Origin of the sequence: Halomonas sp. AOP43-D1-4, from assembly GCF_052446175.1 — a bacterium.
GTDB classification, from domain to species: domain Bacteria; phylum Pseudomonadota; class Gammaproteobacteria; order Pseudomonadales; family Halomonadaceae; genus Vreelandella; species Vreelandella citrativorans.
Genome location: NZ_JBQSVY010000005.1, coordinates 127,233 through 150,349, shown reverse-complemented (window position 1 = coordinate 150,349; position 23,117 = coordinate 127,233). Strand labels below are relative to the sequence as shown.

The 23,117-nt window shown below is 58.4% G+C and carries 25 protein-coding genes and 1 tRNA gene; 16 read left to right on the top strand and 10 right to left on the bottom strand.

From position 1 onward, the window contains the following. Positions 1-3: 3 nt before the first annotated feature. From ACT3RQ_RS07220 to ACT3RQ_RS07200, 5 genes are all read right to left on the bottom strand, one after another. Entirely contained in the window at positions 4-300 is a 297-nt protein-coding gene (locus ACT3RQ_RS07220; protein ID WP_444627949.1) for a YtcA family lipoprotein, read from the bottom strand. A 240-nt stretch (positions 301-540) separates the two neighbouring features. Next, the gene (locus tag ACT3RQ_RS07215) at positions 541-2,463 is read right to left on the bottom strand and encodes an alkaline phosphatase D family protein (RefSeq protein WP_444680212.1); all 1,923 of its coding nucleotides are present in this window, start codon (positions 2,461-2,463) and stop codon (positions 541-543) included. 15 nt (positions 2,464-2,478) lie between these two features. Then, positions 2,479-3,846 (bottom strand): sensor histidine kinase, encoded by a 1,368-nt coding sequence (locus ACT3RQ_RS07210; protein WP_444680211.1) that lies wholly within the window; start codon positions 3,844-3,846, stop codon positions 2,479-2,481. After that, complete coding sequence (locus ACT3RQ_RS07205) at positions 3,843-4,517, bottom strand: response regulator transcription factor (RefSeq protein ID WP_444680210.1); 675 nt, start codon at positions 4,515-4,517, stop codon at positions 3,843-3,845. Before ACT3RQ_RS07205 ends, ACT3RQ_RS07210 begins: the two co-directional genes overlap by 4 nt. Further along, on the bottom strand, positions 4,514-4,834 hold the full coding sequence (locus tag ACT3RQ_RS07200) for a PepSY domain-containing protein (protein WP_087108801.1): 321 nt from the start codon (positions 4,832-4,834) through the stop codon (positions 4,514-4,516). Before ACT3RQ_RS07200 ends, ACT3RQ_RS07205 begins: the two co-directional genes overlap by 4 nt. Positions 4,835-5,062: 228 nt before the next feature. Between ACT3RQ_RS07200 and ACT3RQ_RS07195 the strand changes: the two genes are divergently transcribed. Both ACT3RQ_RS07195 and ACT3RQ_RS07190 read left to right on the top strand, forming a co-directional pair. Continuing rightward, positions 5,063-5,539, top strand: coding sequence for a PepSY domain-containing protein (locus ACT3RQ_RS07195; RefSeq protein ID WP_444680209.1), 477 nt, complete (start codon positions 5,063-5,065; stop codon positions 5,537-5,539). Between the two features lie 171 nt (positions 5,540-5,710). Beyond that, positions 5,711-6,667 carry a DUF1853 family protein gene (locus ACT3RQ_RS07190; RefSeq protein ID WP_192527381.1) on the top strand — a complete coding sequence of 319 codons (957 nt, stop codon included), beginning with the start codon at positions 5,711-5,713 and terminating at the stop codon, positions 6,665-6,667. An 88-nt stretch (positions 6,668-6,755) separates the two neighbouring features. On the opposite strand, the gene proB is transcribed toward ACT3RQ_RS07190, so the two are convergent. From proB to rplU, 4 genes are all read right to left on the bottom strand, one after another. Then, positions 6,756-7,895, bottom strand: coding sequence for a glutamate 5-kinase (gene proB / locus ACT3RQ_RS07185; protein WP_192527350.1), 1,140 nt, complete (start codon positions 7,893-7,895; stop codon positions 6,756-6,758). Positions 7,896-8,020: 125 nt separating this feature from the next. After that, a complete protein-coding gene (gene cgtA, locus ACT3RQ_RS07180) occupies positions 8,021-9,214 on the bottom strand; it encodes an Obg family GTPase CgtA (RefSeq protein WP_192527349.1) in 1,194 nt (397 codons plus the stop codon). 140 nt (positions 9,215-9,354) lie between these two features. Then, a complete protein-coding gene (gene rpmA, locus ACT3RQ_RS07175) occupies positions 9,355-9,612 on the bottom strand; it encodes a 50S ribosomal protein L27 (protein WP_018917617.1) in 258 nt (85 codons plus the stop codon). A 31-nt stretch (positions 9,613-9,643) separates the two neighbouring features. Continuing rightward, positions 9,644-9,955 carry a 50S ribosomal protein L21 gene (gene rplU, locus ACT3RQ_RS07170; protein WP_087108812.1) on the bottom strand — a complete coding sequence of 104 codons (312 nt, stop codon included), beginning with the start codon at positions 9,953-9,955 and terminating at the stop codon, positions 9,644-9,646. Between the two features lie 307 nt (positions 9,956-10,262). On the opposite strand from rplU, the gene ispB reads away from it, so the two are divergent. Next, positions 10,263-11,267 (top strand): octaprenyl diphosphate synthase, encoded by a 1,005-nt coding sequence (ispB, locus tag ACT3RQ_RS07165; protein WP_444680208.1) that lies wholly within the window; start codon positions 10,263-10,265, stop codon positions 11,265-11,267. A gap of 86 nt (positions 11,268-11,353) precedes the next feature. Next, a tRNA-Pro gene (locus tag ACT3RQ_RS07160) sits at positions 11,354-11,430 on the top strand. A 72-nt stretch (positions 11,431-11,502) separates the two neighbouring features. Here ACT3RQ_RS07160 and ACT3RQ_RS07155 read toward each other — a convergent pair. Beyond that, a complete protein-coding gene (locus ACT3RQ_RS07155) occupies positions 11,503-12,171 on the bottom strand; it encodes a hypothetical protein (protein WP_442346308.1) in 669 nt (222 codons plus the stop codon). 232 nt (positions 12,172-12,403) lie between these two features. On the opposite strand from ACT3RQ_RS07155, the gene ACT3RQ_RS07150 reads away from it, so the two are divergent. Genes ACT3RQ_RS07150 through ACT3RQ_RS07095 form a run of 12 tightly spaced genes read left to right on the top strand, consistent with a single transcriptional unit; the run spans position 12,404 to position 23,112 of the window. Beyond that, complete coding sequence (locus tag ACT3RQ_RS07150; RefSeq protein ID WP_444680207.1) at positions 12,404-13,072, top strand: beta-ketoacyl synthase chain length factor; 669 nt, start codon at positions 12,404-12,406, stop codon at positions 13,070-13,072. Beyond that, positions 13,069-13,863 carry a lysophospholipid acyltransferase family protein gene (locus ACT3RQ_RS07145; protein WP_193056544.1) on the top strand — a complete coding sequence of 265 codons (795 nt, stop codon included), beginning with the start codon at positions 13,069-13,071 and terminating at the stop codon, positions 13,861-13,863. The genes ACT3RQ_RS07150 and ACT3RQ_RS07145 overlap by 4 nt, the downstream gene beginning before the upstream one ends. Next, positions 13,829-14,104, top strand: coding sequence for a phosphopantetheine-binding protein (locus ACT3RQ_RS07140; protein ID WP_172117640.1), 276 nt, complete (start codon positions 13,829-13,831; stop codon positions 14,102-14,104). Before ACT3RQ_RS07145 ends, ACT3RQ_RS07140 begins: the two co-directional genes overlap by 35 nt. Beyond that, entirely contained in the window at positions 14,094-14,360 is a 267-nt protein-coding gene (locus ACT3RQ_RS07135) for an acyl carrier protein (RefSeq protein ID WP_319022683.1), read from the top strand. Before ACT3RQ_RS07140 ends, ACT3RQ_RS07135 begins: the two co-directional genes overlap by 11 nt. Positions 14,361-14,362: 2 nt before the next feature. Continuing rightward, on the top strand, positions 14,363-14,887 hold the full coding sequence (locus tag ACT3RQ_RS07130; RefSeq protein ID WP_226930563.1) for a hypothetical protein: 525 nt from the start codon (positions 14,363-14,365) through the stop codon (positions 14,885-14,887). Then, complete coding sequence (locus ACT3RQ_RS07125) at positions 14,884-16,581, top strand: AMP-binding protein (protein WP_193084789.1); 1,698 nt, start codon at positions 14,884-14,886, stop codon at positions 16,579-16,581. Before ACT3RQ_RS07130 ends, ACT3RQ_RS07125 begins: the two co-directional genes overlap by 4 nt. Then, positions 16,574-17,329, top strand: a complete 756-nt coding sequence (locus ACT3RQ_RS07120; protein ID WP_193084790.1) for a glycosyltransferase family 2 protein — start codon at positions 16,574-16,576, stop codon at positions 17,327-17,329. Before ACT3RQ_RS07125 ends, ACT3RQ_RS07120 begins: the two co-directional genes overlap by 8 nt. Continuing rightward, positions 17,326-18,267: an LpxL/LpxP family acyltransferase gene (locus tag ACT3RQ_RS07115; protein WP_193084791.1), complete on the top strand. Its 942-nt coding sequence runs from the start codon at positions 17,326-17,328 to the stop codon at positions 18,265-18,267. The genes ACT3RQ_RS07120 and ACT3RQ_RS07115 overlap by 4 nt, the downstream gene beginning before the upstream one ends. Beyond that, positions 18,251-19,822 (top strand): HAL/PAL/TAL family ammonia-lyase, encoded by a 1,572-nt coding sequence (locus ACT3RQ_RS07110; RefSeq protein WP_444680206.1) that lies wholly within the window; start codon positions 18,251-18,253, stop codon positions 19,820-19,822. The genes ACT3RQ_RS07115 and ACT3RQ_RS07110 overlap by 17 nt, the downstream gene beginning before the upstream one ends. After that, positions 19,812-20,252: an acyl-CoA thioesterase gene (locus ACT3RQ_RS07105; protein ID WP_193056550.1), complete on the top strand. Its 441-nt coding sequence runs from the start codon at positions 19,812-19,814 to the stop codon at positions 20,250-20,252. The genes ACT3RQ_RS07110 and ACT3RQ_RS07105 overlap by 11 nt, the downstream gene beginning before the upstream one ends. Then, positions 20,249-20,818, top strand: a complete 570-nt coding sequence (locus ACT3RQ_RS07100) for a LolA family protein (RefSeq protein ID WP_193056551.1) — start codon at positions 20,249-20,251, stop codon at positions 20,816-20,818. The genes ACT3RQ_RS07105 and ACT3RQ_RS07100 overlap by 4 nt, the downstream gene beginning before the upstream one ends. Then, positions 20,815-23,112, top strand: a complete 2,298-nt coding sequence (locus tag ACT3RQ_RS07095) for an MMPL family transporter (RefSeq protein WP_444680205.1) — start codon at positions 20,815-20,817, stop codon at positions 23,110-23,112. Before ACT3RQ_RS07100 ends, ACT3RQ_RS07095 begins: the two co-directional genes overlap by 4 nt. Positions 23,113-23,117: the final 5 nt, after the last annotated feature.

The window sequence follows — 23,117 nt, the reverse complement described above, 5'->3', positions numbered from 1 at the left end:
GATTCAGCGTCCAAAAAAAAGATGAGAAGATAACAGCGTCATGGCCAGCGTCAGAGACAGATATACCAAGACACGCCACGGAATGATGTCATCAAGCTTCGTCACCACGAAAATGACACGGATAAAAATCGTTGCCACCACACCGATAAACAGCGAGATTAGCCAGTAAGGAAAGAAGCTACCAAACATGCCGACAGCCGGAGCGGCTGCCAAGGCCGGAGTGGCTGCCATCAACAAAAGGATCGCCAGAAAGGTTCTTTTCAGCAGCCGTTCTTTCCTGGCAGCGCCTGCTCTCAGCACCAGAGCCTCCTATTCATTGCAGTCTGCCCCTATCAAATCTGCCCCTATCAAAATAGTGCCCAACAGGGCCTTTTACTTTTGTTCGATCTTGATGAGGCGATGCACCTGGTGCATGCCGTCCCCTAAGCATGCTTACTATGGCATGCGCGGTTCGCGGCTGTCTATGCCGCCGCCCGCGCTACACGCTATTCCAGCGAACAGCCCTGTTGTTTGCCATGCACTGACGTCAGATACATGTCATCAGATAAAGGGAAGGTCAGCGGGCGGGGGGAAGACAACGTCACTGCCGTTGGCGTCCAACTGGCGAATATCCACCGGGCGGCCCTCGATATCCAGCGTTACAAGGCCAATACCGCTGGCGTTCCAAAGCCGCTCGCCCGCGCTTGCCCCGCTGGGGTCACGCGGGTGGATACTCAGCTTGCGACGTTTGGTAAACCAGTTAAGCGGCGACCAGGGCGCGTAGAGCCATCGGTTAAGCCGGTCAAAGGTATTTAGCAGCTGCACAGGGAAAGTGTTCTTGATGCCGCTGGAGGTCACCTGCCATAAATGTGGCGCACGCTTTTGGCGACGCACAATAATGTCGTAAGCAAATGAGTAGTGCACATCGCCAGAGAGAATCACGTAATTGCCCGGCGTTTTGGAATGACGCCAGATTTGCAGCAATGTATTGGCGGCGCCACGGTGGGCCATCCAGTTCTCGGCATCCACCACCAGCGGCTTGCCCGCCCAGGTGAACATCTTCTGAACGCCTTCAATCAGCTTTACCCCAAACATGGGGGCTGGCGAGACGATGACAGCGCTTTTGCAACCCAATAGCGCCTGCTGCATTTCCATCAGCGCTTCCCAATCCATTAATCCGGATGGCTGTTGGGGGCTACGCTCGCTACGCCAGCGGCGGGTGCGGGTATCCAAAACAATCAGCGCAGGCGTACCGGGCACCTGAAACTCCCACCCTTGAAAACGCAGTAGCCGTTCGATCAATGCATCCTGCCTGGCGCACGAAAGCGGCAGCCCTGGCTCACGGAACAATTCGGCCGCCTGTTCGACCAGCGGGTTAAGCTTATCCGGTGCATTGCCCCACCCCTGGCAGAGCAAATAGGCCACCAGCGCATTGCCAATAATGCGCTTTGAGAACGGATGGCCATACGCACAGCGCTCCCAATCGGCGGTCAGGTTCCAGTCGTCGGTAACATCGTGGTCGTCAAAGATCATCAAGCTGGGCAAATGCGCCATTAACCGAGCGCACTGCGGTAACCCGGCCACAAAATCATCCAAAGCCGCCTGCTCCTCGCGATAACGTTGGGCTGCTTTATCGTTAAGGGCAGGCATCTCCGGGGCAATCATTTGCCAAGCAACCGGCGACCACACTAAACAGTACATGGCGAGCATTTCCGCCAGTGTCATTAGATGATTGGAGGCGTTCGCCGAGGTAAACACCGGCTTTTTAACGCCGCCGAAAAATCGCTCGCGCAGCGCCACGTTGCTGGTGACATCAGGCAGCAGCGACTCACGCTGGTAATAGCTATCAGGCGAGGCATAAAGCGCCTGGCTATCCTCCACCGTGGCGCCCTCCAGCCGCTCATCGACTAGCCCCAGGCGTTCAATAAGTGCATGCACCGCACGCAGCATGGGGCCTGCAACATCATCCACATACACCTGGTCGCCGGTCATTAACAACCATGCTGGCCACTCTTTCGGCGCTTGCTGCTTGTCCGTCAGCCAGCTGTCGGCGCGCACTAACCCATCGGCGCTCGCATGGTGAGGCTTACGGCACGAACCGTGCATCAACCGGTGATGGCGTGAGGCAATGACAAAGGCAGGATAAGCAGCGCCTTCATGGCACAGCCAAGGCGCCCACTCGGGCAGCGCCTGCCACTCCCCCGTCGCCGCTTGAAGTCGCAGGTCGTATTCGATGCGTTCATCAATGGGTAGCGCCTGCGGCAAGCGCAGGTCAATCAAGTGAATAAACGCGTGCCGACCGATAGGCAGGCACTGGTGATGATCATTTAAGTGGAAGCGCTGCTCATTGCTGCCGCCCGGGAAAAGCACCAGCGACATATCAAGCGGGCGCGTTGCCACTAACCACAACACCAGGCGTGTGGGGCTAATACGGCGCAATAGCGGGCCGACCAATACATCCGGCAACGCATCATCCATTGTCATTGCATTTGTTCTCCCTTAGCCATGCGCCACCACCGGCAGTTCAACAGTGACCTCAAGCCCCCCAGCCTCTGCGCGCTGAAGGCGCATTTGGCCATGATAGAGCGTGACCAGGTCCGCTACGATGGCAAGACCCAAGCCACTTTGGGAGCGCTGCTCATCCAGGCGCTTGCCGCGCTCAAGTGCCTCCTGGCTCTCTTGCTGCGTCATTCCAGGGCCATCATCACTGACGCTCAACCAAAGTGTCTGGTCGACAACCCACACTCTAAACGTCACTTCATGGCTTGCCCAGCGCAGCGCATTATCCAGCACATTGCCGATAAGCTCCTGAATATCCTGGGCATCCAAGTGCACACGCGGGTGATTTTCCCAGATTTGATGCAGGGTAAGCGAGCGACGCTGAGCCAGCCGACCCAGCCCGTTGAGCAGTGGCGATAGCGTATCGTGCAGCGAAATCGGCGCAAAGCGGCCACCGTCACCGGCGGCAGAGGCCCGTGCCAGGTGATGGCGAACGGCACTGTCCATTCGGGTTAACTCGGCTTCCCAGGCGGCGCGATGCGCGTCAGGCAACTGGTGGACCAGCAAGCGCATAACGCTTAAGGGGGTTTTCAGGGCATGGGCCAAATTACCTGCCGTGTGACGGCCACGCTCAATCAGGCGCTGGTCGCGGGCCAGTACGGCGTTCATGGAAGCCGCAAGCGTAGCAAGCTCGTTAGGCAGGTCCGTTGTCATTTCTGCTGCGCGCCCCTGCTCAACGTCTTTTAAGTTGGCCTGCATACGCCGCAGCGGCGCAAGCCCCCAGCGCACCTGTAGGCCCAACACGCCTAACAGCAATGCTCCAAGACTGACCAGGCCCAGCCAGAGCAAGCGCTGGAACTCGCGTATATCGGCCTTCAGCTCGTCATCGCGGGCCGCTACGCTAATATGCAAAGGGGCTTCTAAAGGGGCCAGGTAAATATCTCGCTCGACGGTACGCAGTGATTGCCCACGTGGGCCGGGCAACGAGCGCGCGCTCACCTCTTCGTTATCGATGACCGGCAGGCGTTGATCCCACAGCGAGCGCGAGGTGATCGTGTGCGTTTGTTGATCGGTAATTTGCCAGTACCAGCCCGAGAAGACCTGGTCAAAAAGTGGGTCCCCAAGAGCGCGGTCATAGCGCAACTGCTCACTTAGCGGGTCAACGGAAACGCCTGCAATAATCACGTTCAGCGTTGCTTCAAGGCGTTCATCAAACGACTCGGTCGCCGCGTTTCGGTAATGATGCGAGAGCAGCATTCCAGCGAGCGGCAAGGCCACTCCGATCATGACTAAAACGGCCAGCAGCAAGCGAAGGCTAATCGAGCGGCCTGCCCAGCGCGTTCGCCAAGTGGGCGTTACCTTGCTCATTCGCCGCCGGGCACTTCTGCCAAGAGCCGGTAACCCTGCCCACGCAGGGTGGCAAACCGCCAGGCCCCCAGCTTGCGACGTAGTCGGCTGATTTGCACATCAATTACGTTTGAGTCGGGCTCGTGGTCACGGTCGTAAACGTGTTCAGAAAGCTCACTTCGACTGACAACCCGAGGCGCGGCATGCATTAGGTAGCTAAGCAAGCGTGTCTCATGGGCAGTCAAACTTACCGGGCGGCCTGCCAAGGCAACGTGCTGGGTATGGGTATCGAGGCTAAGCTCGCCCACTTTGAGTACCGGATGAGCATGGCCGTGGGTACGCCGCACCAATGCCCGTAGCCGAAACAACACCTCACCCGGCTCGAAAGGCTTGGTAACGTAGTCATCGGCACCTGCGGTAAAGCCCGCCGCTTTATCGGCCCAGCGCTCTCGAGCGGTCAGAATCAGCACAGGCAGATCAATGCCGTCTTCACGCCAGGCGGCCAGCCAACGCGTGCCGTCGCCGTCGGGCAAACCTACATCGAGTATTACCGTATCGTAGGTTTCGGTACGCACCAGAAAGTCGGCCTCCTGGCCATTTTCGGCGTGCTCAACGACCCAGTCACCGTCACGCAGCGCTTGGCTCAGCTCGCGGGCAATCGCCTGATCATCCTCTACCAGCAAACACTTCATGGCGTCATACCTTGTGGGCGGCGCATCTCATTGATACGCACACCCTCTATTTTCATTAACTGACCATTGTGACCATCAAATTCAAACTCAACCACTTGACCTTGTGGGCCCAGCAGCTTGATTTCATACTCTACCAGACCCTGCTCGCGCTCTACCTCCACTTCCAGCACGTCTCCCAGATAGTTCGCTTCCAGCCAGTCTAAAATGGTTTCCAAGGGCACCACCTCCCCACGGCGCACTTCACTGTGCAGTGTTTCCCAGTGCTGGTCACCTACAGCGCTGCCTATCAATATGGCAGCCAGCAGCGCCCCGCCCATCCACTTGGCAGAAGAGTGGAAGCAGTAAAAGAGTCGGTGCTTGAATCGATGGCGGAGTGACTTCATTGAACTAGAATGCCAGAAGCAACATGAACGCTAGATGAATGGATTGTTCAGCTTGGGGAAATAACCGCAGTGCTATAAATCCTCTGTCGCATTCGCTGAGTGATCTGTATCAGACCACATTCATCGGGCAATGCCATTCATTAAGCAAAGAAGGAATTTGATATGAACGCCATGCAAAAAATGCTGTTGATCCCCGCCTCTGCTCTGCTTCTTACCGCCGCCGCAAGCAGCGCTCAAGCAGACGCGCTGTCCATGGATCGGGTTGACGAGGTGCTGGTACCTGCCGTCGATTATGGATTCACCCATTATGAAGAGATCAGCATTAAAAGCCGTGGACGCGCAGAAGTAGAAGGCTGGCTGGATGATGAGTGGTACGCCGACGTTGAATTTTCTCTGGGTAACGGCGAAACCCTGAAAGAAGAGCGTAAACGCTTAATTACCGGTGCGTGGGGAATGAGCGAAGAGGACGTACGCCAGGCGCTGGAAGTAGCACGAAAAGAGGGTATGAGCGAGTTTGAGGATATCGACATCGATAAGGGCGGCATTATTGATATCGAAGGCCGGGATGAGAATGGCCGCGAGCTGGAAATAAGCCTGCGTCAAGGCTCTTACGAGATTACTGAAATTGACCGTGATTAATAACTGCTAGCGGTAGCGCCCTATCGCTGGCTATGTGTTACTACACGGTGCGGGCCCTACAGGGTCCGCTTGTGTTTTTACCACTACCTAGCGACAGTTTTGGCAAGGGGAGAACATCGTGGAACTGATAACGTGGAAGCAAGAAGGCATCGCGCAGAGAAAATCGAAGAGATGACAGCGCCGGGGGTGGCCCAAATAGCGCATGATTTGGCGTGGCTGATAACAGCGCCCGATCTGGTCACGCTCCCGCCGCCCATGCCAAACGGTGGCCGCCCGACGTGTCAGGAGTTGGGCCTGGCCACAGGCACTGCTGACTGGCTACAGCAAATAACGCCGCTACTCGCAGGCGTTAACCGCCAACAGACAGGCCGCATGGGGCACTACCACGAGCGGCTGTGGCATCTCCTGCTGGATAACGCGCCTAATACGCGGCTACTCGCCAAAAATGTGCGCATCTTTAAAAAGCGCACGACGCTTGGCGAGCTGGATATGCTTTACCGCACCCGCGATAACCCGGCGCCCGTGCATCTGGAAGTGGCGATCAAGTTTTATTTGGGCCTGCCTGAAGGCCCCGGCCCGGCCGACAGCCCAAGCCGCTGGATCGGTCCTGGTGGGCTGGATAGCCTGGCGCTAAAATGCGCTCATTTATGCCAGCACCAACTGCCGCGCTCCATAACGCCCGGGGCACTGGCCACGCTTGCTCACTGGCTAACACCCCGCGACATCGCCACCTGCTCGTCCACGGTAGAAGAGCTTCTTACTCATCGTCTCGCCATGCCGGGCGTCTTGTTTTACCCGTGGCATGCGGCGCTGCCTTCCCCCCAGGGCGCTACGCCGAACCATCACCGCGGCATGTGGTGTTTTTTGCGTGACTGGCCTGCGCTGCGCGATAGCCTGGGTGCGTCGTTACGCATGGTCTGGTTACGAAAACCGCACTGGCTAGCACCGCCCAGAGCGGAAGATTTTCAACCAGTGGCCGCCGTAATGCCTGGCATTGAGCGACTCATCGAACAATACGGGCCCCAGCAAATAATGCTCTACCTGCCCCACCAGCAGCGCATTGAACGAGTATTCATAGTGCCCAACGACTGGCCCCGCCAAGTACCCATTGCCCCCAGAGCAAGGTAGCGCACGCATAAAAAAGCCGCTTACTGATCACAGTAAACGGCGTTTTGATGACGTTCTGTTTCAACCAATACCCGGACAAAATCAGGCGCTAGATCACGACCAGGTTATCGCGGTGAATCAGTTCATGGGCTTCTACGTAGCCCAAAATAGCCTCAATTTGGTGGCTCGGCTGACCTGCCAACAGGCGTGCTTCATCCACGCCGTAATTGACCAGCCCTTTGGCAACCGGCGTGCCCTGCTCATCAACACACACCACCATATCGCCCCGCTTGAACGTGCCTTTTACACCCCGCACTCCCACCGGCAACAGGCTGGAGCCTTTTTCGCGCAGGACTTTTACCGCCCCGGCATCCAGCATCAGCGTACCACGCACTTGAAGTTGCCCCGCCAGCCAGCGCTTACGCGCCGCCATCGGTGCCTGCTCCGGATGCAGTAGCGTTCCCAACGCTTCACCACTGATAAGCCGGGTAATGACGCCTGGCTGGCGACCACTGGCAATCACTGTAACGGCGCCTGAACGTGCGGCAAGTTTGGCGGCACGTACCTTGGTACTCATGCCACCCCGCCCCAGCGCCCCGCCGCTGCCCGCCACCGCTGCCAAGCGCGGGTCATCTGCACGCCCTTCGGCGATCATCTGGGCATTGGGGTTATGGCGTGGATCGGCATCGAACAGGCCTTCCTGGTCGGTAAGCAGCAGTAACGCGTCCGCTTCCAGCAGGTTGGCTACCAACGCGCCCAGCGTATCGTTATCGCCAAAACGTATTTCGTCGGTCACCACCGTATCGTTTTCGTTGATGACCGGCACCACGCGCATTTCCACCAGCGTGCGCAGGGCCGACAACGCATTGAGGTAGCGTTTGCGGTTGGAAAGGTCGTCATGAGTGAGCAGAATTTGCGCAGTGAGCATGTCGTGGCGAGCAAAATGTTGCTCATAGCACTGAGTAAGGCCGTTCTGGCCCACTGCCGCGGCGGCCTGCAGCTCATGCACCGCGCTCGGGCGTGCTTGCCAGCCTAACCGCACCATGCCTGCTGCCACGGCGCCCGAGGAGACCAGCACCACCTCAACACCCTGTTGATGAAGCTCGGCAATCTGGTCAACCCAGCCGCCAATAGCGGCTTCATCCAGGCCACGACCATCGTTGGTCAGCAGTGCGCTGCCGATTTTCACTACCACACGGCGCGCACGGCTTAACGCTTCGCGGCCCATCCCCTGCTCATGACTCTCCATCCGTTTCTACCTTATCAGGCACATTATTAACACTATTCAGCAACGCTATTCAGCGATGATATCCGACAACAATATTCAACGTCGGCCATTACTGACAGGCTGAGCATGCCTGCCGGTTTCGGCCGTTAGGGCGCGTACTCGATCTCAACGTCGTAATCATCATCATCGAAGTCATCGTCGTCGGCTTCTTCAGCAGGCCGCTTACGGCGACGCCCCAGACGCTCTTCGATACGGGCGACCGACTCATCTTCCATGCGGCGGCGCATTTCCTGCTCGCGGGCCAGCGCCTCTTCGTCTTCGTTCTCAAGGCGACGCTGCTCGGTCAGCCAGCGGTACGCGGCCTGAACCAGCTTGTCCGTGCCTTCATTGCTAATCGCCGAGATACGGAACACCGGGCCTTCCCAGCCAAGCGCGTCAATGATCGCCTGGGCGCGTTCTTCGCGCTCCTCTTCCGGCAGCAGATCAAACTTGTTCAACACCAGCCAGCGCGGGCGCTCGGAAAGCGCCGGAGAGAACTGGCCAAGCTCATGCACGATCGCTTGAGCGGTTTCCACCGGGTCAGACTCATCAAAGGGCGCCACGTCGACTACATGAAATAGCAGTCGCGTGCGGGTCAGGTGCTTAAGAAAGCGCAGCCCCAGGCCCGCACCGTCAGAGGCACCTTCGATCAACCCCGGCACGTCCGCCATCACAAAGTGCTCGTGCATACCCAGCTTCACAACACCCAGGTTAGGCACCAGCGTGGTAAACGGGTAGTTGGCTACTTTAGGTTTGGCCGCCGATACCGAGCGAATCAGGGTGGATTTGCCGGCATTGGGCATGCCCAACAGGCCAACATCCGCCATTACCTTCATTTCCAAACGCAAGTTGCGACGGTCGCCTTCGGTACCTGGCGTGGTGCGCCGCGGTGCACGGTTAGTGGATGACTTGAAGTGGATGTTACCCAAACCACGCCGACCACCTTCCGCGACCAGTACCACCTGGCCAATTTCGGTGACATCCGCGATGACTTCCAGCGTATCAACGTCCACAACGGTGGTGCCTACCGGCACCTTAACGTGCAGATCTTCACCGGCTTTACCGCTCATCTGGCGGCCCATGCCACCTTGGCCGTTTTCAGCCTTGTAAAAACGCTGAAACTTGAAGTCGACCAGCGTATTGAGCGCATCGTCACCGATCAGGTAAACGCACCCCCCGTGCCCACCGTCACCACCATCGGGGCCACCTTTGGGCACATATTTTTCGCGGCGAAAGCTCAGACAGCCATTGCCGCCATTTCCCGCCTCAACAATAATCGAGGCTTCATCGACGAACTGCATAGTTTCTCCCGGCCGCTTCCGCCGCCCTATATGCAACGCTCCTGCCTCCATTCATTGGGCAAGAGGGTTTAAACAGACAAAAAAGCCCCGCCATAGCGGGGCTTTTTTTCATTAACTACGTTCTACGCAACCAGAGTTGCTTATTCAGAAACGATGCTAACGAATTTGCGGTTTTTCGGGCCTTTGGTCTCAAACTTCACAAAGCCTTCGTTCAGTGCGAACAAAGTGTGATCACGACCTAGACCAACGCCAGTACCCGCGTGGAAACGCGTGCCGCGCTGACGAACGATGATGCTACCAGCGTTCGCTGCTTGGCCACCGAAAAGCTTAACACCGAGGCGTTTGGATTCGGAATCGCGACCGTTACGCGTGGAGCCGGCTGCCTTTTTATGTGCCATTGCAAAATTCTCCTTTCAGGGAATGAACCGCTTACGCGGAAATTCCGGTAATTTTGACTTCAGTGAACCACTGACGGTGGCCCTGACGCTTCATGCTGTGCTTACGGCGACGGAATTTAATGATCGTCACCTTGTCACCGCGGCCGTGGGAAACGATTTCAGCGGAAACCTTGGCGCCACTCAACAGCGGAGCACCAATGTTTACGTCGTCGCCGTCTGCAACCAGCAGCACTTCATCAAACTCAATCGTTTCGCCGGTAGCGACTTCGATTTTCTCGAGTTTAAGGGTCTGACCTTCTTGAACGCGGTACTGCTTGCCACCGCTTTTGATAATTGCGTACATGTCGCTCTCCGGACTTGTCGGTAATGCCGTTATGCGTTGCATAACCAGCGCTCATCGCCTGACGCTCTTATTGACCTGCTGCGAGTGGCGCCCCTTTTGGAGCCATCTGACAGGGAGCATGATGAGTGGGTCGCGGATTATAACGACAATCGCCTTCTACCACAAGACGACAGGCCGTTGTCAATTGATGATTATTGTCGCACGTCGAATGGATGCCCTGCACGCGCCTTGACGCTTTCCCGGTAGCCCCATAGCATGACCTCAATTCAGGGGCGTACCCCTCCACCTGCCGCGATGAACGGAACCCATGACCGCCAACGTCTCCCCAACCCCGACTGCCAGCCCTACGCCCTCACCGCTGCACGCCGTGGTGGCGGATGACTTTGAAGCCGTCAACCGGACGATTGTTGAGCAGCTCACTTCGAAAGTCCCGCTCGTCGAGACCATTAGCCAATACATTATTGAAAGCGGCGGCAAGCGTTTGCGGCCCATGCTGGTACTGCTGGCAGCCCGTTCACTGGGCTACCAGGGCGACAAGCACATTACCCTGGCCACGCTGATTGAGTTCATGCACACATCCACACTTCTGCACGACGATGTGGTGGATGAGTCTCACATGCGCCGCGGCAAGAAAACCGCCAACGACGCCTGGGGCAATGCGCCTTCGGTACTGGTCGGCGACTTTCTCTACTCGCGCTCGTTCCAGCTCATGGTCGATGTTGGGTCGATGCAGATCATGGCGATTCTCTCCAGCGCCACCTGCACCATCGCCGAAGGCGAAGTGCTACAGCTGACCAACATTGGCAACCCCAGCGTCTCTGAAGCGGACTACTTTGAAACCATTCAAGGTAAAACCGCCATGCTGTTTGAAGCTGCCAGCCACAGCGGTGCCGTACTTGCTGATGCCACACCTGAGCAAGCCCAGGCGCTACAGTTATATGGCCGTTACCTGGGCCTTGCCTTCCAGTTGATTGATGACCTGCTGGATTACCAGGGCGATGCCGACGCCATGGGTAAAAATGTCGGCGATGACCTGGCCGAAGGCAAGCCCACCCTGCCGCTGATTCACGCCATGGAGCAGGGCACGCCTGAGCAGGCCAAGCTGATTCGCCAGGTGATCCGCAAAGGCGGCCTTGAACAGTTGGATGACGTACTCGCCATTGTTCACGCCACGGGCGCGCTTGAGTACACCCGTAAACGCGCCAATGAAATGGCCGATAAGGCACTGGCGCAATTAGAGGCACTCTCGCCTAGCCCGTATCACGATAGCATGGCGCAACTCGCCCGCTTGGCCGTTGACAGGCAAGCATAAATTCGCACAACAGAGGCGCTGAGGCTTGATAAAAAGCGTCCCTTTGTGTAAGATACGTCCCGTTGTTGAGCACCGCTCACAACCTTCGGAATATAGCTCAGCTTGGTAGAGCGCTGCCTTCGGGAGGCAGAGGTCGTAGGTTCGAATCCTGCTATTCCGACCAAGAACACTATTAAAAACGGCCACTTAGCTTACACAGCAAGTGGCCGTTTTTTTAATCTACACTTCCGCTAGCCTATTCTTCGAGCAGGTCAGGCGCGACGCTGATAACCTCGCTTCTATAGTCATTCAGTGCATTTTCAATGATTTCAATCCAAGCGCTTTCCGTTGCGACTTGTCGCCGCTGAAGGGTATGAACAGAGACATTTTCTTGTGCTTCGCTAGACCGAAGCTCCAAGACAGTTGCGATGCGGGTATTCAAAGTGATGGCCCAGAACCCTGGGTTGAACCATGCCCAAAACTCATCGATGTAAACATCGATTATGGGAGTATCTGCGACGACGCCAGTTGAATGAGTGAGGACATTATAACCAGACTCACGCAAGGCGAGCGTCAAGCTGCTACGCACGACTTCATCAACGGTCTGTCCATTCTCTAACAGAACGTCCCCCAACGCTTTACCGTAACCGTTCCTTTTTCGCCCAACCGCTCTTGCCTTGGTCTCATCAGAAGCTTTGCTTACCCCTCCTTTTCCAAGCGAAGGAGTACTCGGCTCTCTTGGCGCCTCCTCAAAAACCCTGCGATCTATCACCTCGCCTATTATTACTTCTTGCCCTTCACTAATATATTGACTCGTATTTTCTTCTGGCAGTGTCAGCGCTATTTCGCTGCGGCTAGTAGCACACCCTGACAGCAACGCCAGACAAAAAACCGCCACTACCCCTGAATATATGTTAAGTCTCAATGCCTTATCCCCTTTGATTAGTTTTTATCTAATAAAGTTATTTACCAAGAGTTAAAGCTTCCCCCTTGGAGGAGGCTATGTCAACTTAGACAAAGTCAGCATTATTGCCTCAAGCCTTGAACGATCTGCCTATTGAGATCACCTCACCGTTTCGCATCATTTGAGCCACATTCCTTTTCCACACCCTATAATTAAGTTAAAGTAGCCGCCTTTTTTGAGCAGGCTGCTAGTGGTGTCCTTTTCTCTATATATCGAAGACTGGCGGGGCTGGCTTCCTGAAGAGGCAATGGCAACCGTTAAGCCAAATCGTCTTATTTCGGCCCAGCTGAGTAGCGAACTGCCTGCTATGCTGCGGCGACGGCTTGATGATACGGGGCGCGCCACTTGCGATATTCTGCGAGAACTCGACCCACAGGCTAACGCCCCCTTGGTGCATGCCTCACGGCATGGCGATACGACGCATACGCTCGCAATGCTGGAGAGTCTGCAGCGGGGCGACCCGATCTCCCCTACCCGCTTCTCAATGTCAGTGCATAACGCTATTCTGGGCGTTCACTCTATTGCGCAATCGCATCACCGTCCCTTGCAGGCGTTAGGCGCTTGTGGTGATGAGTTTGATGCGCTTCTTCACGAGTCGTATGGGTATTTGCAAGCGGGCTACCCTGCCGTAGTTGCCGCATTTTCAGAAAGCTGTCTTCCTGCGGCCTATCAGGGCGAAACACAGCACCCAGGCACAGCCTGTGTTATTGGCATGCGCTTAACTCTGCAACGAGGTCGCGCCATCACGGCATCTACATCAGCCCACAGCGCTTCTCCGACACCGGTCAATGTGCTGCAGTGGCTTAGTGGGGAGACCGCTTTCCTAAACGGTCGACAGCGCTGGCATCTGGAGCAGGAATGAGTATCAACCAACTGTATCGCGGCTTGGGTACGGCTATTTCCTTCACCGTCTTCGGGATCGGTGGCCTTTTCATTGGCTTGGTGATTGCGCCACTGTTGAATCTCTGCGTGCGTAATACTGAGCGGCGCCGCTACCTGGCGCGCCGCCTTATCCGCGTCTGCTTTCTCGGATTCATCAATTTGATGAAAGGCCTTGGCGTGCTTGATTACCGCGTTGACAACCCTGAGCGCCTCAAACGCCCTGGATTGCTTGTGATTGCCAATCACCCCTCGCTCATCGACGTTATTTTTTTAATCGCTTACACGTCTCATGCCAACTGCATTGTAAAGGGTCGGCTGACCCGCAATTTTATTACCCGCGGCCCTATTCGTGCTGCGGGCTATATCACCAACGATGACCCCGAGTCAGTGCTGGAGGCTGCCCGTCAGAGCCTGCAACGAGGTGACTCACTGATTCTATTTCCTGAAGGCACCCGCACTAGCCCGAAACGCCCGATCAAATTTCGTCGCGGGGGAGCAAATATCGCCCTACGCACCGGTACAGCGCTCACCCCTGTCCTGATACGCTGCACGCCGACCACACTGACAAAACACGAACCCTGGTACCACATCCCCGCTACCAGGGTTTTAATGGAGCTTAGCGTGCTTGACGACCTGCACGTTGATTCCGCTAGCCAACAACCAACCGGCCAGCTCGCTAGACAACTAACTCAATGGCTGAGCGACCACTTCAACAGAGAACTGGAACACTTCCATCATGATAGAAACCTGCAATCAGGCGCTGGAACTTGAACTCAAGCGTCTCATCATTGACGCGCTAGAGCTTGAAGATATTACGCCTGCCGATATTGACCCAAGCGCTCCCCTGTTTGGCGAAGGGCTAGGACTTGACTCTATCGATGCGCTTGAACTCGGGCTGGCACTGCAAAAGCAGTACGGTATCAAGCTTGATTCCGAGGCCGATGAGACGCGTCGCCATTTCGAAAGCCTCGCGGCGCTGCAAGCACTCGTGGAGGCCCGCCGTGTCAATTGAAACCGCTGATCACCAGCGCGAAGAAATACTCGCCCATATTCGCAAGACACTGGTTGATCTGTTTGACCTCAATGCCAGCGAAATAGAGCCCGACGCCCGCCTCTATGAGGACCTGGATATCGATAGCATCGACGCGGTGGACCTTGTCGTCGAGCTAAAGCAATTCACTGGACGACGCATCAAGCCTGAGGATTTCAAATCAGTGCGCACGATCAGCGATGTTGTCACTGCCGTCGAACACTTGATGCAGCAGTAACCATGTCCAAATACGCAAGCATGGCGTGCGCGTTGATGTGGCCACTACTGGTACTGCTTTTGCATGATGACGTTGGCAGCTGGCCGTTACTGGTCATCGGTGCGGCACTACTCGCCTGGAGAATGCCTCAAGCGCGCTATCTGGCAGCCGCTGCGGCGGTTCTGCTGGTCGCCCTGGGCGGGCTGGGGCACGCGGAACTCGGCATGCGCGCATACCCCGTGGCCGTAAACGCGGTCATGCTGGCTATTTTTCTCTCTAGCCTGTGGCGAGGAGTGCCGGTCATCGAACGTTTGGCGCGCCTGCGCGAGCCCGAGCTGCCCGCCGCCGGCATACGCTATACCCGAAATGTCACTTGGGCATGGTGTGGCTTTTTCATACTCAACGGTGCCATCGCAAGCTGGACAGCGCTGTACGCAAGCTTGGCAACATGGACACTGTACAACGGTGCCATCAGCTATGGCCTAATCGCCGTCATGTTTACCGGTGAATGGTTAATACGTCATCAGCTGCGGAGCCGCCTGACATGACCTTTATCTCGCTTACTCAGTTACCCTGGCGTAGATCCGCTCCCCGTCATGAGTCACTTCCCAGCCACTGGGTGTGTGGCGCTTCGCTTACGGCGCATATTGATGCATGGCACCACTGGCTGGCGGACAAACCCGCCGGCCGTTGGCTGCTGTGCCAGCAGCAACCGCTAGCGTTCTGCGCCGCACTGATCGCCTTATGGGAAAGCGGCCGGGTCGCCGTGCTACCCGCCGATGATCGCCCCGAAACGCTCTCCCGGCTGGCAAGCGAAGTCGATGGCACCCTGCCCGATATGCCTGAGCCGCGGCTCCCGCAGGGCGCTGAAACACGCCCCCGCACGGCATTTCTGGACCCGAGCGCTACCGCCGTTGTGCTATCCACCTCAGGCTCCACCGGCAACCCCGTTCAGTTAGCCAAGCGTTTTGATCAATTGGAGGCAGAGTTATCAGCCCACGCCAGGCTTTGGCCACTGGTAGACAGCGGGGTTATTTCCCAGGTCAGCCACCAGCATATTTACGGGCTGCTCACCGGCATACTGCACCCCTTATGTGCGGGCGCGCCGTTCTGCGGTGGTGAAAGCCGTTATCCCGAAGCGCTAATGGCCCGTTTGCAGGAAGCCGATACAGCAGGCCTGCACCCGGTCGTGGTCAGCTCCCCTGCGCAGCTGTCGCGCTTGCCTGAACACCTGCCCTGGCACGCCGCTACGCCGCCTGCCCGCGTGTTCTCATCGGGTGCACCCTTGGCGCTGGCACATGCTCAGCTTGCTGAACGCCTGTTACAGGCGCCGGTCATCGAGATTTATGGCAGTACCGAAACGGGCGGCATTGCCCAGCGTCGCCAAACACGCCGTTCCAGCTGGCAGCCGCTGCCCGGCGTGGAGTTATCGTTTCAAAACGGTAGCCTGAGTTTGCGGTCGCCGTTTCTGGAGACGCCTCAACAGTGGTGGCATCAGCCTGACCAGGCGGCGCCGGCAGATGACGGCTTCACGCTGCTGGGCCGAGCGGATCGCCTGGTCAAGATTGGCGGCAAGCGCATCTCGCTCGACCATGTCGAGCGCATTCTTACGGCAGTGGAAGCGGTCAGCGAGGTACGCTGTGTCGACCTTGACCGCGCCGACAGCCGCTTGGGCGCCGTGATCGTGCTGGACAAACCATCGATTCCGCACCAGCGTGATGCTCGGCAGCATTTGATCCAGCGTATGCGCGAAAACCTTTCCGACCACCTGGAGCCTATTGCCGTGCCCCGCTATTGGCGCTTTGTTGAAACGCTGCCAAGCAATGCCCAGGGAAAGCTGGACCGCACACTGATCAACCGCCTGTTTGCCGACCTGGACGACCCGAAAGTGCCGCGCTGGCTGGGAGAGCACCCTCTTGATGCCAATAGTCGCCTGCTCACCCTGGAAGTTCCGGAGCGGCTGGTGTTTCTGGAAGGCCACTTTGATCAATACCCGCTGGTTCCGGGCGTGGTGATGGTGCAGTGGGCCATCCATTATGCCCACGATATCTTTGGCCACAGAGGCCTGTTTCTGGGTATCGAGCGCTTGAAGTTTACGCGCGCACTACTGCCTGGCACTCGTTTCACCCTACAGCTGACCCGCCGCGAGGATGGCATCGCGTTTAGCATTGACTCCCAGGAAGGGCGCCACTGCACCGGGCAGGTTCGCCTGCAAACGCCCAAGGGAGATCAGCATGGCTGAGCCAAGGCCCTGTATCCTTATCCCTGTGTATAACCATCCAGCGACAATCACCCCGCTATGCGAGGAACTAACAGCGCTGGAGATACCGCTGCTGCTGGTCGATGACGGCAGTGATCAACAGTGTGCCGCCGTTTTGGATCGCCTGGCTGAACAGGGCCATCACCTGCTGCGCCTTGAGACTAACCAGGGTAAGGGGGCGGCTGTACGTGCCGGATTACGCTACGCCGAGCAGTTGGGGTTCAGCCATGCACTTCAGGTCGATGCCGACGGCCAGCACGGGGTCGATGATCTGCCCGCGTTTCTCGCCACGCTAACGGTAGCCCAGCACACGCTGGTAGTGGGTTATCCTCGATATGACGCTAGCGTGCCCCGAGTGCGCTTCTATGGCCGCTACGCCACCCATATCTGGGTGTGGATAAATACCTTATCGCTGGATATTCGCGACTCGATGTGTGGTGTCAGGCTCTACCCGGTGGCACCGCTCAACCGAATGCTGGCCCGCCACCCCTGTGGCAATCGCATGACCTTCGATACCGAAGTGCTGGTGCGCTGGCACTGGGAACAAGGCGCCATGATGCACCGGCCGGTACGCGTGCACTACCCCCGCGACGGTATCAGCCATTTTGCCGTATGGCGTGATAACCGGCAGATATCGCTGATGCATACGCGCCTGTTTTTCGGCATGTTGTGGCGCCTGCCACGCTTGCTCGCCCGGCGCTTTCAGCCACACCGCGAGGCGAGCCCATGAACTACCACTGGGCGCGGATCGGCGAACGCGGCACGCTGCTGGGGATGACCCTGATGGTGGCTATACAGCGGCGCCTGGGCCGCTGGCCTTTTCGGCTGGCACTATGGCCAGTGATGCTCTGGTATTTTCTCGTCCACACCACGGCGCGACGTGCTTCCCAGGCTTTTCTGCAACGCCTTTACCCCATGCTCAAGCAGCAGCCTGTCGCCCGTTGGTGGCACAGCTATCGCCACTTTCTGGCCTTTGGCGAAACGCTGATGGACAAGGTCGAAGCGTGGAGCGGCCATATTGCCGACGAACGCCTGGTGGGTAGCGGGGTCGAGCGCTTCACTCAAGCGATCGCTGGCGGTCAAGGCGGATTGATCCTTGTCGCCCACCACGGCAATCTTGACGTAGTGAATGCGCTGACCGAACGCCATACCAACCTCGACCTGACGGTGATGATGCACACCCGCAATGCACGCAAGTTCAATGCTCTGCTTGAACGCGTCACGGGCAAGCCGCGCCCACAGATTCTCGAAGTCAGCGAAGTCACCCCAGCCACTGCCCAGACGCTGGCCGAGCGTATTAACGCCGGTGGCTATGTGGTCATCGCCGCCGACCGCCTTCCCCTGTCAGGAGAGCGAACCCAGTCGTTTGATTTTCTCGGCGACCAGGCAAGCTTCCCGGAAGGCCCTTTCCGCTTGGCCACCTTGCTGCGTTGCCCCCTCTATACGCTGGCCTGCGTGCGCGATGATGACCACTTCAGAATCGACTTTGAGCTTCTTGGCGACACCCGGGACCTGCCTCGTCGTCAGCGTGAAACGTGGATTACCGATACCATGCAGGCACATGCCGACCACTTGGCCGAACGCGTTCGGCGGCACCCGCTGCAATGGTTCAATTTTTATCCCTTCTGGATAAATGATACTGGATACCTTCATGACGATACTGCGTGACCCGACGGCGGGGCCCCTCACTAGCGCGCCGCTCATTCTGGATGGATCGATGGTCAGCCTTGAAGACGTGCTGGCCGTTGCCGAAGGTCGCCGTCGCGTCACTCTGTCGACGGCACCCGATTTTCGTAAGCGTATTGCCAAAGGCAATGCCTTTCTTGAGCGCCTGCTCGAGGAAGAGGGCGTCGTCTACGGCGTTACCACCGGTTACGGCGACTCCTGCACCCGCGAAGTCTCCGCCTCCGACCTGGAGCAGCTGCCCCGCCAGCTGTACACCTTTCATGGCTGCGGGCTGGGCGAGGCGCTAACGGTTGAGGCCGCGCGGGCGGTGATCATGGTACGCCTTGTCTCGCTTTGTCGTGGCGTATCCGGCGTCAGCGTCGAGCTGCTTGAGCGCTTGGCATGGTTGCTTGAACATAACGTGATACCGGTGATTCCTGAAGAAGGCTCTGTCGGGGCCAGCGGGGATCTCACGCCGCTATCTTACCTGGCCGCCGTCTTGTGCGGTGAGCGGGACGTATTTCATAACGGCCAGCGGCGGCCTACGGCGGAGGTGTTTACCGAGCATGGGCTTACCCCCTATCGCCTGAAGCCCAAGGAAGGCCTGGCGCTGATGAACGGCACCGCGGTGATGACAGCGCTGAGCGTGTTCGCCTTCGCCCGCACCACTTATCTGGCGCGCCTGACCACCCGCATCACGGCGCTCTCCGTGCATGCGCTGAACGGCAACCCCTACCACTTTGATGCCGAGCTTTTCGCCGCCAAACCGCATCCGGGGCAGAACAAAGTCGCCGAACGCCTGCGCGAGGATCTCCACGCGCCCGACACGCCGCGCAACTCATCGCGCCTTCAGGATCGCTACTCGACGCGCTGCGCCCCGCATGTGATCGGCGTAGTGGAAGATGCCCTGCCCTGGTGGCGCCAGTTTCTTGAGAACGAACTCAACAGCGCCAATGACAATCCGTTGATCGACGCCGAACAAGGCAAGGTCATGCACGGCGGCCACTTTTACGGCGGCCATGTCGCCTTCGCCATGGATAGCCTCAAGCAGGCCTGCGCCAACCTCGCGGATCTGCTCGACCGCCAACTGGCGCTGCTGGTGGATGCTCGTTTTAATCATGGTTTGCCCAGCAACTTAAGCGGTGCCGCCCCCGAGCGAGCCAGCCTTAATCATGGCTACAAGGCCGTGCAGATCGGTGCGTCCGCATGGACCGCCGAGGCGCTGAAGCTGACCATGCCCGCCAGCGTTTTCTCGCGCTCCACCGAATGCCACAATCAGGACAAGGTCAGCATGGGCACGATTGCCGCCCGCGATGCGCTGCGTGTGCTTACCCTGGTAGAACAGGTCGCGGCCGCCACGCTGCACGCGGCCTGTCAGGGTGTTGAGCTACGCAGCCAGATAGGCGATGCGCCACCGCTGCCCGGCCGCCTGGCTGAATTTCTGACCGACTGCCGCCAGATCTTTCCGGCACTTGGCGAAGACCGCGCCCTGGAACACGAACTCCGCACTCTGTGTGACGTGATTCGCCAACGCCACTGGAGCCTATATGACGCTTGATGATGGCAAACTGCCCCGTTACGAAACCGAACTGACGATACCGTTTCACGATATCGACATGATGCAGGTGGCCTGGCACGGCCACTATGTGCGCTACCTGGAAATTGCCCGCTGCACGCTGCTCGATGCGCTCGATTACAACTACCCCCAAATGCAGGCCTCAGGATTTGCCTGGCCGGTGATCGATTTACGCCTGCGCTACGCGGCACCGGTGCTATTCGCCCAGCGAATCGCAATCGAAGCGCGCCTGAGCGAGTGGGAGAACCGCCTCAAGATCGACTACACCATTCGCGATGCACACACCCGCAAACGCCTGACGCGCGCCTGGAGCGTACAGGTGGCCGTCGGAATTGAAGACCGCGAAATGCGCCTGGAATCGCCCCCCGTTTTGCGGGAACGTCTGCTCGCCTGGCAGGAGGCCAATCAATGATGCGCGCTATTCACCAAGCGGCTTTTTTTGTCTTTACCCTTCTAGCCATCAGCGCCAGCGCTGCCGCTTGGGCGGCTCCCGACGCTGACGAGCTTGCCGCACGCCTGGCCGACAATGCACCGCAGTGCGGGCGATTCGAGCAGACACGCTGGCTAGCCGATCTCGACAGTCAGCTGGAAAGCCGTGGAACCTTTGAACATCAAGACGCAGGGCTTGTCTGGCAAACGACCTCCCCCATTAATGACCGCGTGGTGATGAGCGCGGACAACGACGAGCTACCGATGGGTTTTCAGGCGGTCGCACCGGTGCTTGGTGGCCTGCTTTCAGGTGACTGGCAGGCGTTGGAGAGATACTTCACCATCGAACTCAGCGGCACCCAGGAAGAGTGGCAGGCCAAGCTGACGCCCAGTGAAGCGAACATCGCCCAACGGCTTGACCAGTTACTGGTTCACGGCAACCAGCAGGTAGAGCGTGTCGAGATCATGTTCACCAATGATGACCGCCTTGAGCTTACCTTGAGCGGTGCGGCTTGCGAGCGTCTTGAAGACGATCAGCATACATCGTGAGTGAAGCAACGCGTCCCGGCCGCCTGGAGCGTCTGGCAGCTATCGGCTGGGCGGGGCTGCTGCTGGGCTGCGCCTTGCTCTTGGCGAGCCTGCTGAGCAGGGGCGCAGCACTGGATACGCGCATTACCACGCTGTTGCCGGACACCCGGCAGGGAGCGCTGCTCGAACACGCCGAACAGCGCCTAACGCAGGCCTTCGAGGACCGCTTCGTGCTGCTGTTGCAGGGCGAATCGCCGACTCAGCTGGTTGCGGATCTCAAGACCCGTCTTAAACAATCGGCTAGCGTCACAGCCTTCGACGATGACCTTCTGCACACCCCCGACAGCGACTTATCAGCGTACCGTTATCGGCTGCTATCGCCCTCGTTGGCCGCTGCCGATAACGACGCTTGGGTGCAACGAGGCCTGCGCCAGCTGTTCACGCCGGGAAGTGGCGCTGACCCACGCCAGGACCCCTTTGGCCTGCTGGATGCCTGGCAGGACCAACGCCTGGCGGGCCCCATTCGCCTGATCGACGGCCTGCCTGCCGTCAGGGATGAGAGCGGTAACTGGTTCATCATCAGCGGTCAACTCACGGCCAGCCCCTATGATATGGCCATGCAGCAACGCCTTGTCACAGCGCTGGCGGAGTTTAGCGATGCTCATCCAGAAGCCGAGCTGTTGCGAAGCGGGCTGGTGTTTCACGCCGCCGCCGGTGCCGAGCAGGCCAAGCGCGAAACCTTGACCATCGGCATTGGCTCGCTGCTGGGTATCACCTTGCTACTCTGGATCACCTTTCGGCGCGGTTCGATACTGGCCAGCCTGTTGCTACCGGTGGCGTGTGGCATTCTGTTTGCACTGCCCTTGACCTGGCTACTTTTTGGTACGCTCAACCTGCTGACGCTGGCTTTTGGCGCTAGCTTGATCGGCATTGCGATAGATTACGCCCTGCATTTTCAATGCGCTCGCCAGCTGGCGCCCGAACAGCCGCTGGCCAGGCTTTGGCCGGGGCTATTACTCGGCCTGATATCCAGCCTGGTCGCCTATCTTGTCCAGCTTGCCACGCCGCTGCCGGGGCTGCGCCAGATGGCCACGTTCGTGGCACTGGGGCTAATTGGCGCCTGGCTAACGGTGCGGCTTTGGCTGCCGTGGTTCACCCCGCGCCCTCATGCCGCCACTACGCGTATTGCCACTCAGTTGAACCGTCTACGTTTACCGCCTCACGCGCCCAGGTATTGGGGGCTACTCGCCCTGCTTGGGGTTCTCGCAGTCGTCATGATCGCCACGCGGCTGTCCGCTGACGATGATCTTCGCCAGCTCAATCCGTCACCGGCCGAGCTGATTAGCGAGCAGCAACGCGTGCAGATACTGCTGGATAGCCCGACCGCCAGCCGCTACCTGCTTGTCACCGCCGAGCAGGAAGGCGAACTATTGGAGCGCCTTGAAGCTCTGGACGCAGCGCTTGCCGATTTAGAGACGCAAGGGCACTTGACCCACTACCGCCACTTGGCCCAAGCAGTGCCCTCTCCAGCGACACAAGACGCCACCCTTGAACGTGTGCGCCAGGCCTACCGTAACGCCCTGCCCGAGCTGATCGCCCAGGCAGGCCTTCCTTCGACCTTGCTGGAAACCGCGCAGCGCTCGCTTGAAAGCGTGCCGCTGCTGACGATCACCACGTGGCTCGACACTCCGGTGGGGCAAGCCGATGCCATGCTCTGGCTAGGCGCAGCCGCCGATGCCGAGCGTACAGATATGGCGGCTCTGATAACGCTGGGTGATGCCGACAGTACTGCTCAGCAAGCATTTACTCACCTTGCTGCACCGGAATACGTGCTCTACCAGGACCGCGTGGCAACGCTATCCAGCCACCTGTCGCAGCTCCGCGACCAGATCGCCCTGTGCCTGGCCATCGCCGTGGCGGGGCTTGCGGTGATATTTGGCGTTCGCTATCGCAGGCGGGCCTGGCGCGTATTATTGCCCCCGCTGGGCGCACTGCTGTCAACCATCGCGCTGTTGAGCGCCTTTAATATCGGCTTGACGCTTTTCCACCTGCTGGGATTGCTGCTGGTACTGGGTATCGGTCTCGACGCGGGTATCTTCAGCACCGAACACCCCAACAGCCCAGCTGCCTGGCTGGCCATTAGCCTGTCGTGTGTCTCAAGCCTATTGGCCTTTGGCCTACTGGCGTTCAGTGCTACCCCGGCGCTTCACTACCTGGGGCTCACTTGCCTCATTGGCCTTGCATCAGCTTGGGCACTTGTGCCGTTTGCCAGGGCGGGCACCAGGCCTCTATCTTCTCGACAGGACACTCCCTGATGGCT

Coding starts and splice junctions, on each gene's coding strand:
- ACT3RQ_RS07215 (WP_444680212.1), bottom strand. CDS start 2,463: ATGACAATGGATGATGCGTTGCCGGATGTATTGGTCGGCCCGCTATTG.
- ACT3RQ_RS07210 (WP_444680211.1), bottom strand. CDS start 3,846: ATGAGCAAGGTAACGCCCACTTGGCGAACGCGCTGGGCAGGCCGCTCG.
- ACT3RQ_RS07205 (WP_444680210.1), bottom strand. CDS start 4,517: ATGAAGTGTTTGCTGGTAGAGGATGATCAGGCGATTGCCCGCGAGCTG.
- ACT3RQ_RS07200 (WP_087108801.1), bottom strand. CDS start 4,834: ATGGGCGGGGCGCTGCTGGCTGCCATATTGATAGGCAGCGCTGTAGGT.
- ACT3RQ_RS07195 (WP_444680209.1), top strand. CDS start 5,063: ATGAACGCCATGCAAAAAATGCTGTTGATCCCCGCCTCTGCTCTGCTT.
- ACT3RQ_RS07190 (WP_192527381.1), top strand. CDS start 5,711: ATGACAGCGCCGGGGGTGGCCCAAATAGCGCATGATTTGGCGTGGCTG.
- proB (WP_192527350.1), bottom strand. CDS start 7,895: ATGGAGAGTCATGAGCAGGGGATGGGCCGCGAAGCGTTAAGCCGTGCG.
- cgtA (WP_192527349.1), bottom strand. CDS start 9,214: ATGCAGTTCGTCGATGAAGCCTCGATTATTGTTGAGGCGGGAAATGGC.
- rpmA (WP_018917617.1), bottom strand. CDS start 9,612: ATGGCACATAAAAAGGCAGCCGGCTCCACGCGTAACGGTCGCGATTCC.
- rplU (WP_087108812.1), bottom strand. CDS start 9,955: ATGTACGCAATTATCAAAAGCGGTGGCAAGCAGTACCGCGTTCAAGAA.
- ispB (WP_444680208.1), top strand. CDS start 10,263: ATGACCGCCAACGTCTCCCCAACCCCGACTGCCAGCCCTACGCCCTCA.
- ACT3RQ_RS07145 (WP_193056544.1), top strand. CDS start 13,069: ATGAGTATCAACCAACTGTATCGCGGCTTGGGTACGGCTATTTCCTTC.
- ACT3RQ_RS07140 (WP_172117640.1), top strand. CDS start 13,829: ATGATAGAAACCTGCAATCAGGCGCTGGAACTTGAACTCAAGCGTCTC.
- ACT3RQ_RS07130 (WP_226930563.1), top strand. CDS start 14,363: ATGTCCAAATACGCAAGCATGGCGTGCGCGTTGATGTGGCCACTACTG.
- ACT3RQ_RS07125 (WP_193084789.1), top strand. CDS start 14,884: ATGACCTTTATCTCGCTTACTCAGTTACCCTGGCGTAGATCCGCTCCC.
- ACT3RQ_RS07120 (WP_193084790.1), top strand. CDS start 16,574: ATGGCTGAGCCAAGGCCCTGTATCCTTATCCCTGTGTATAACCATCCA.
- ACT3RQ_RS07115 (WP_193084791.1), top strand. CDS start 17,326: ATGAACTACCACTGGGCGCGGATCGGCGAACGCGGCACGCTGCTGGGG.
- ACT3RQ_RS07110 (WP_444680206.1), top strand. CDS start 18,251: ATGACGATACTGCGTGACCCGACGGCGGGGCCCCTCACTAGCGCGCCG.
- ACT3RQ_RS07105 (WP_193056550.1), top strand. CDS start 19,812: ATGACGCTTGATGATGGCAAACTGCCCCGTTACGAAACCGAACTGACG.
- ACT3RQ_RS07100 (WP_193056551.1), top strand. CDS start 20,249: ATGATGCGCGCTATTCACCAAGCGGCTTTTTTTGTCTTTACCCTTCTA.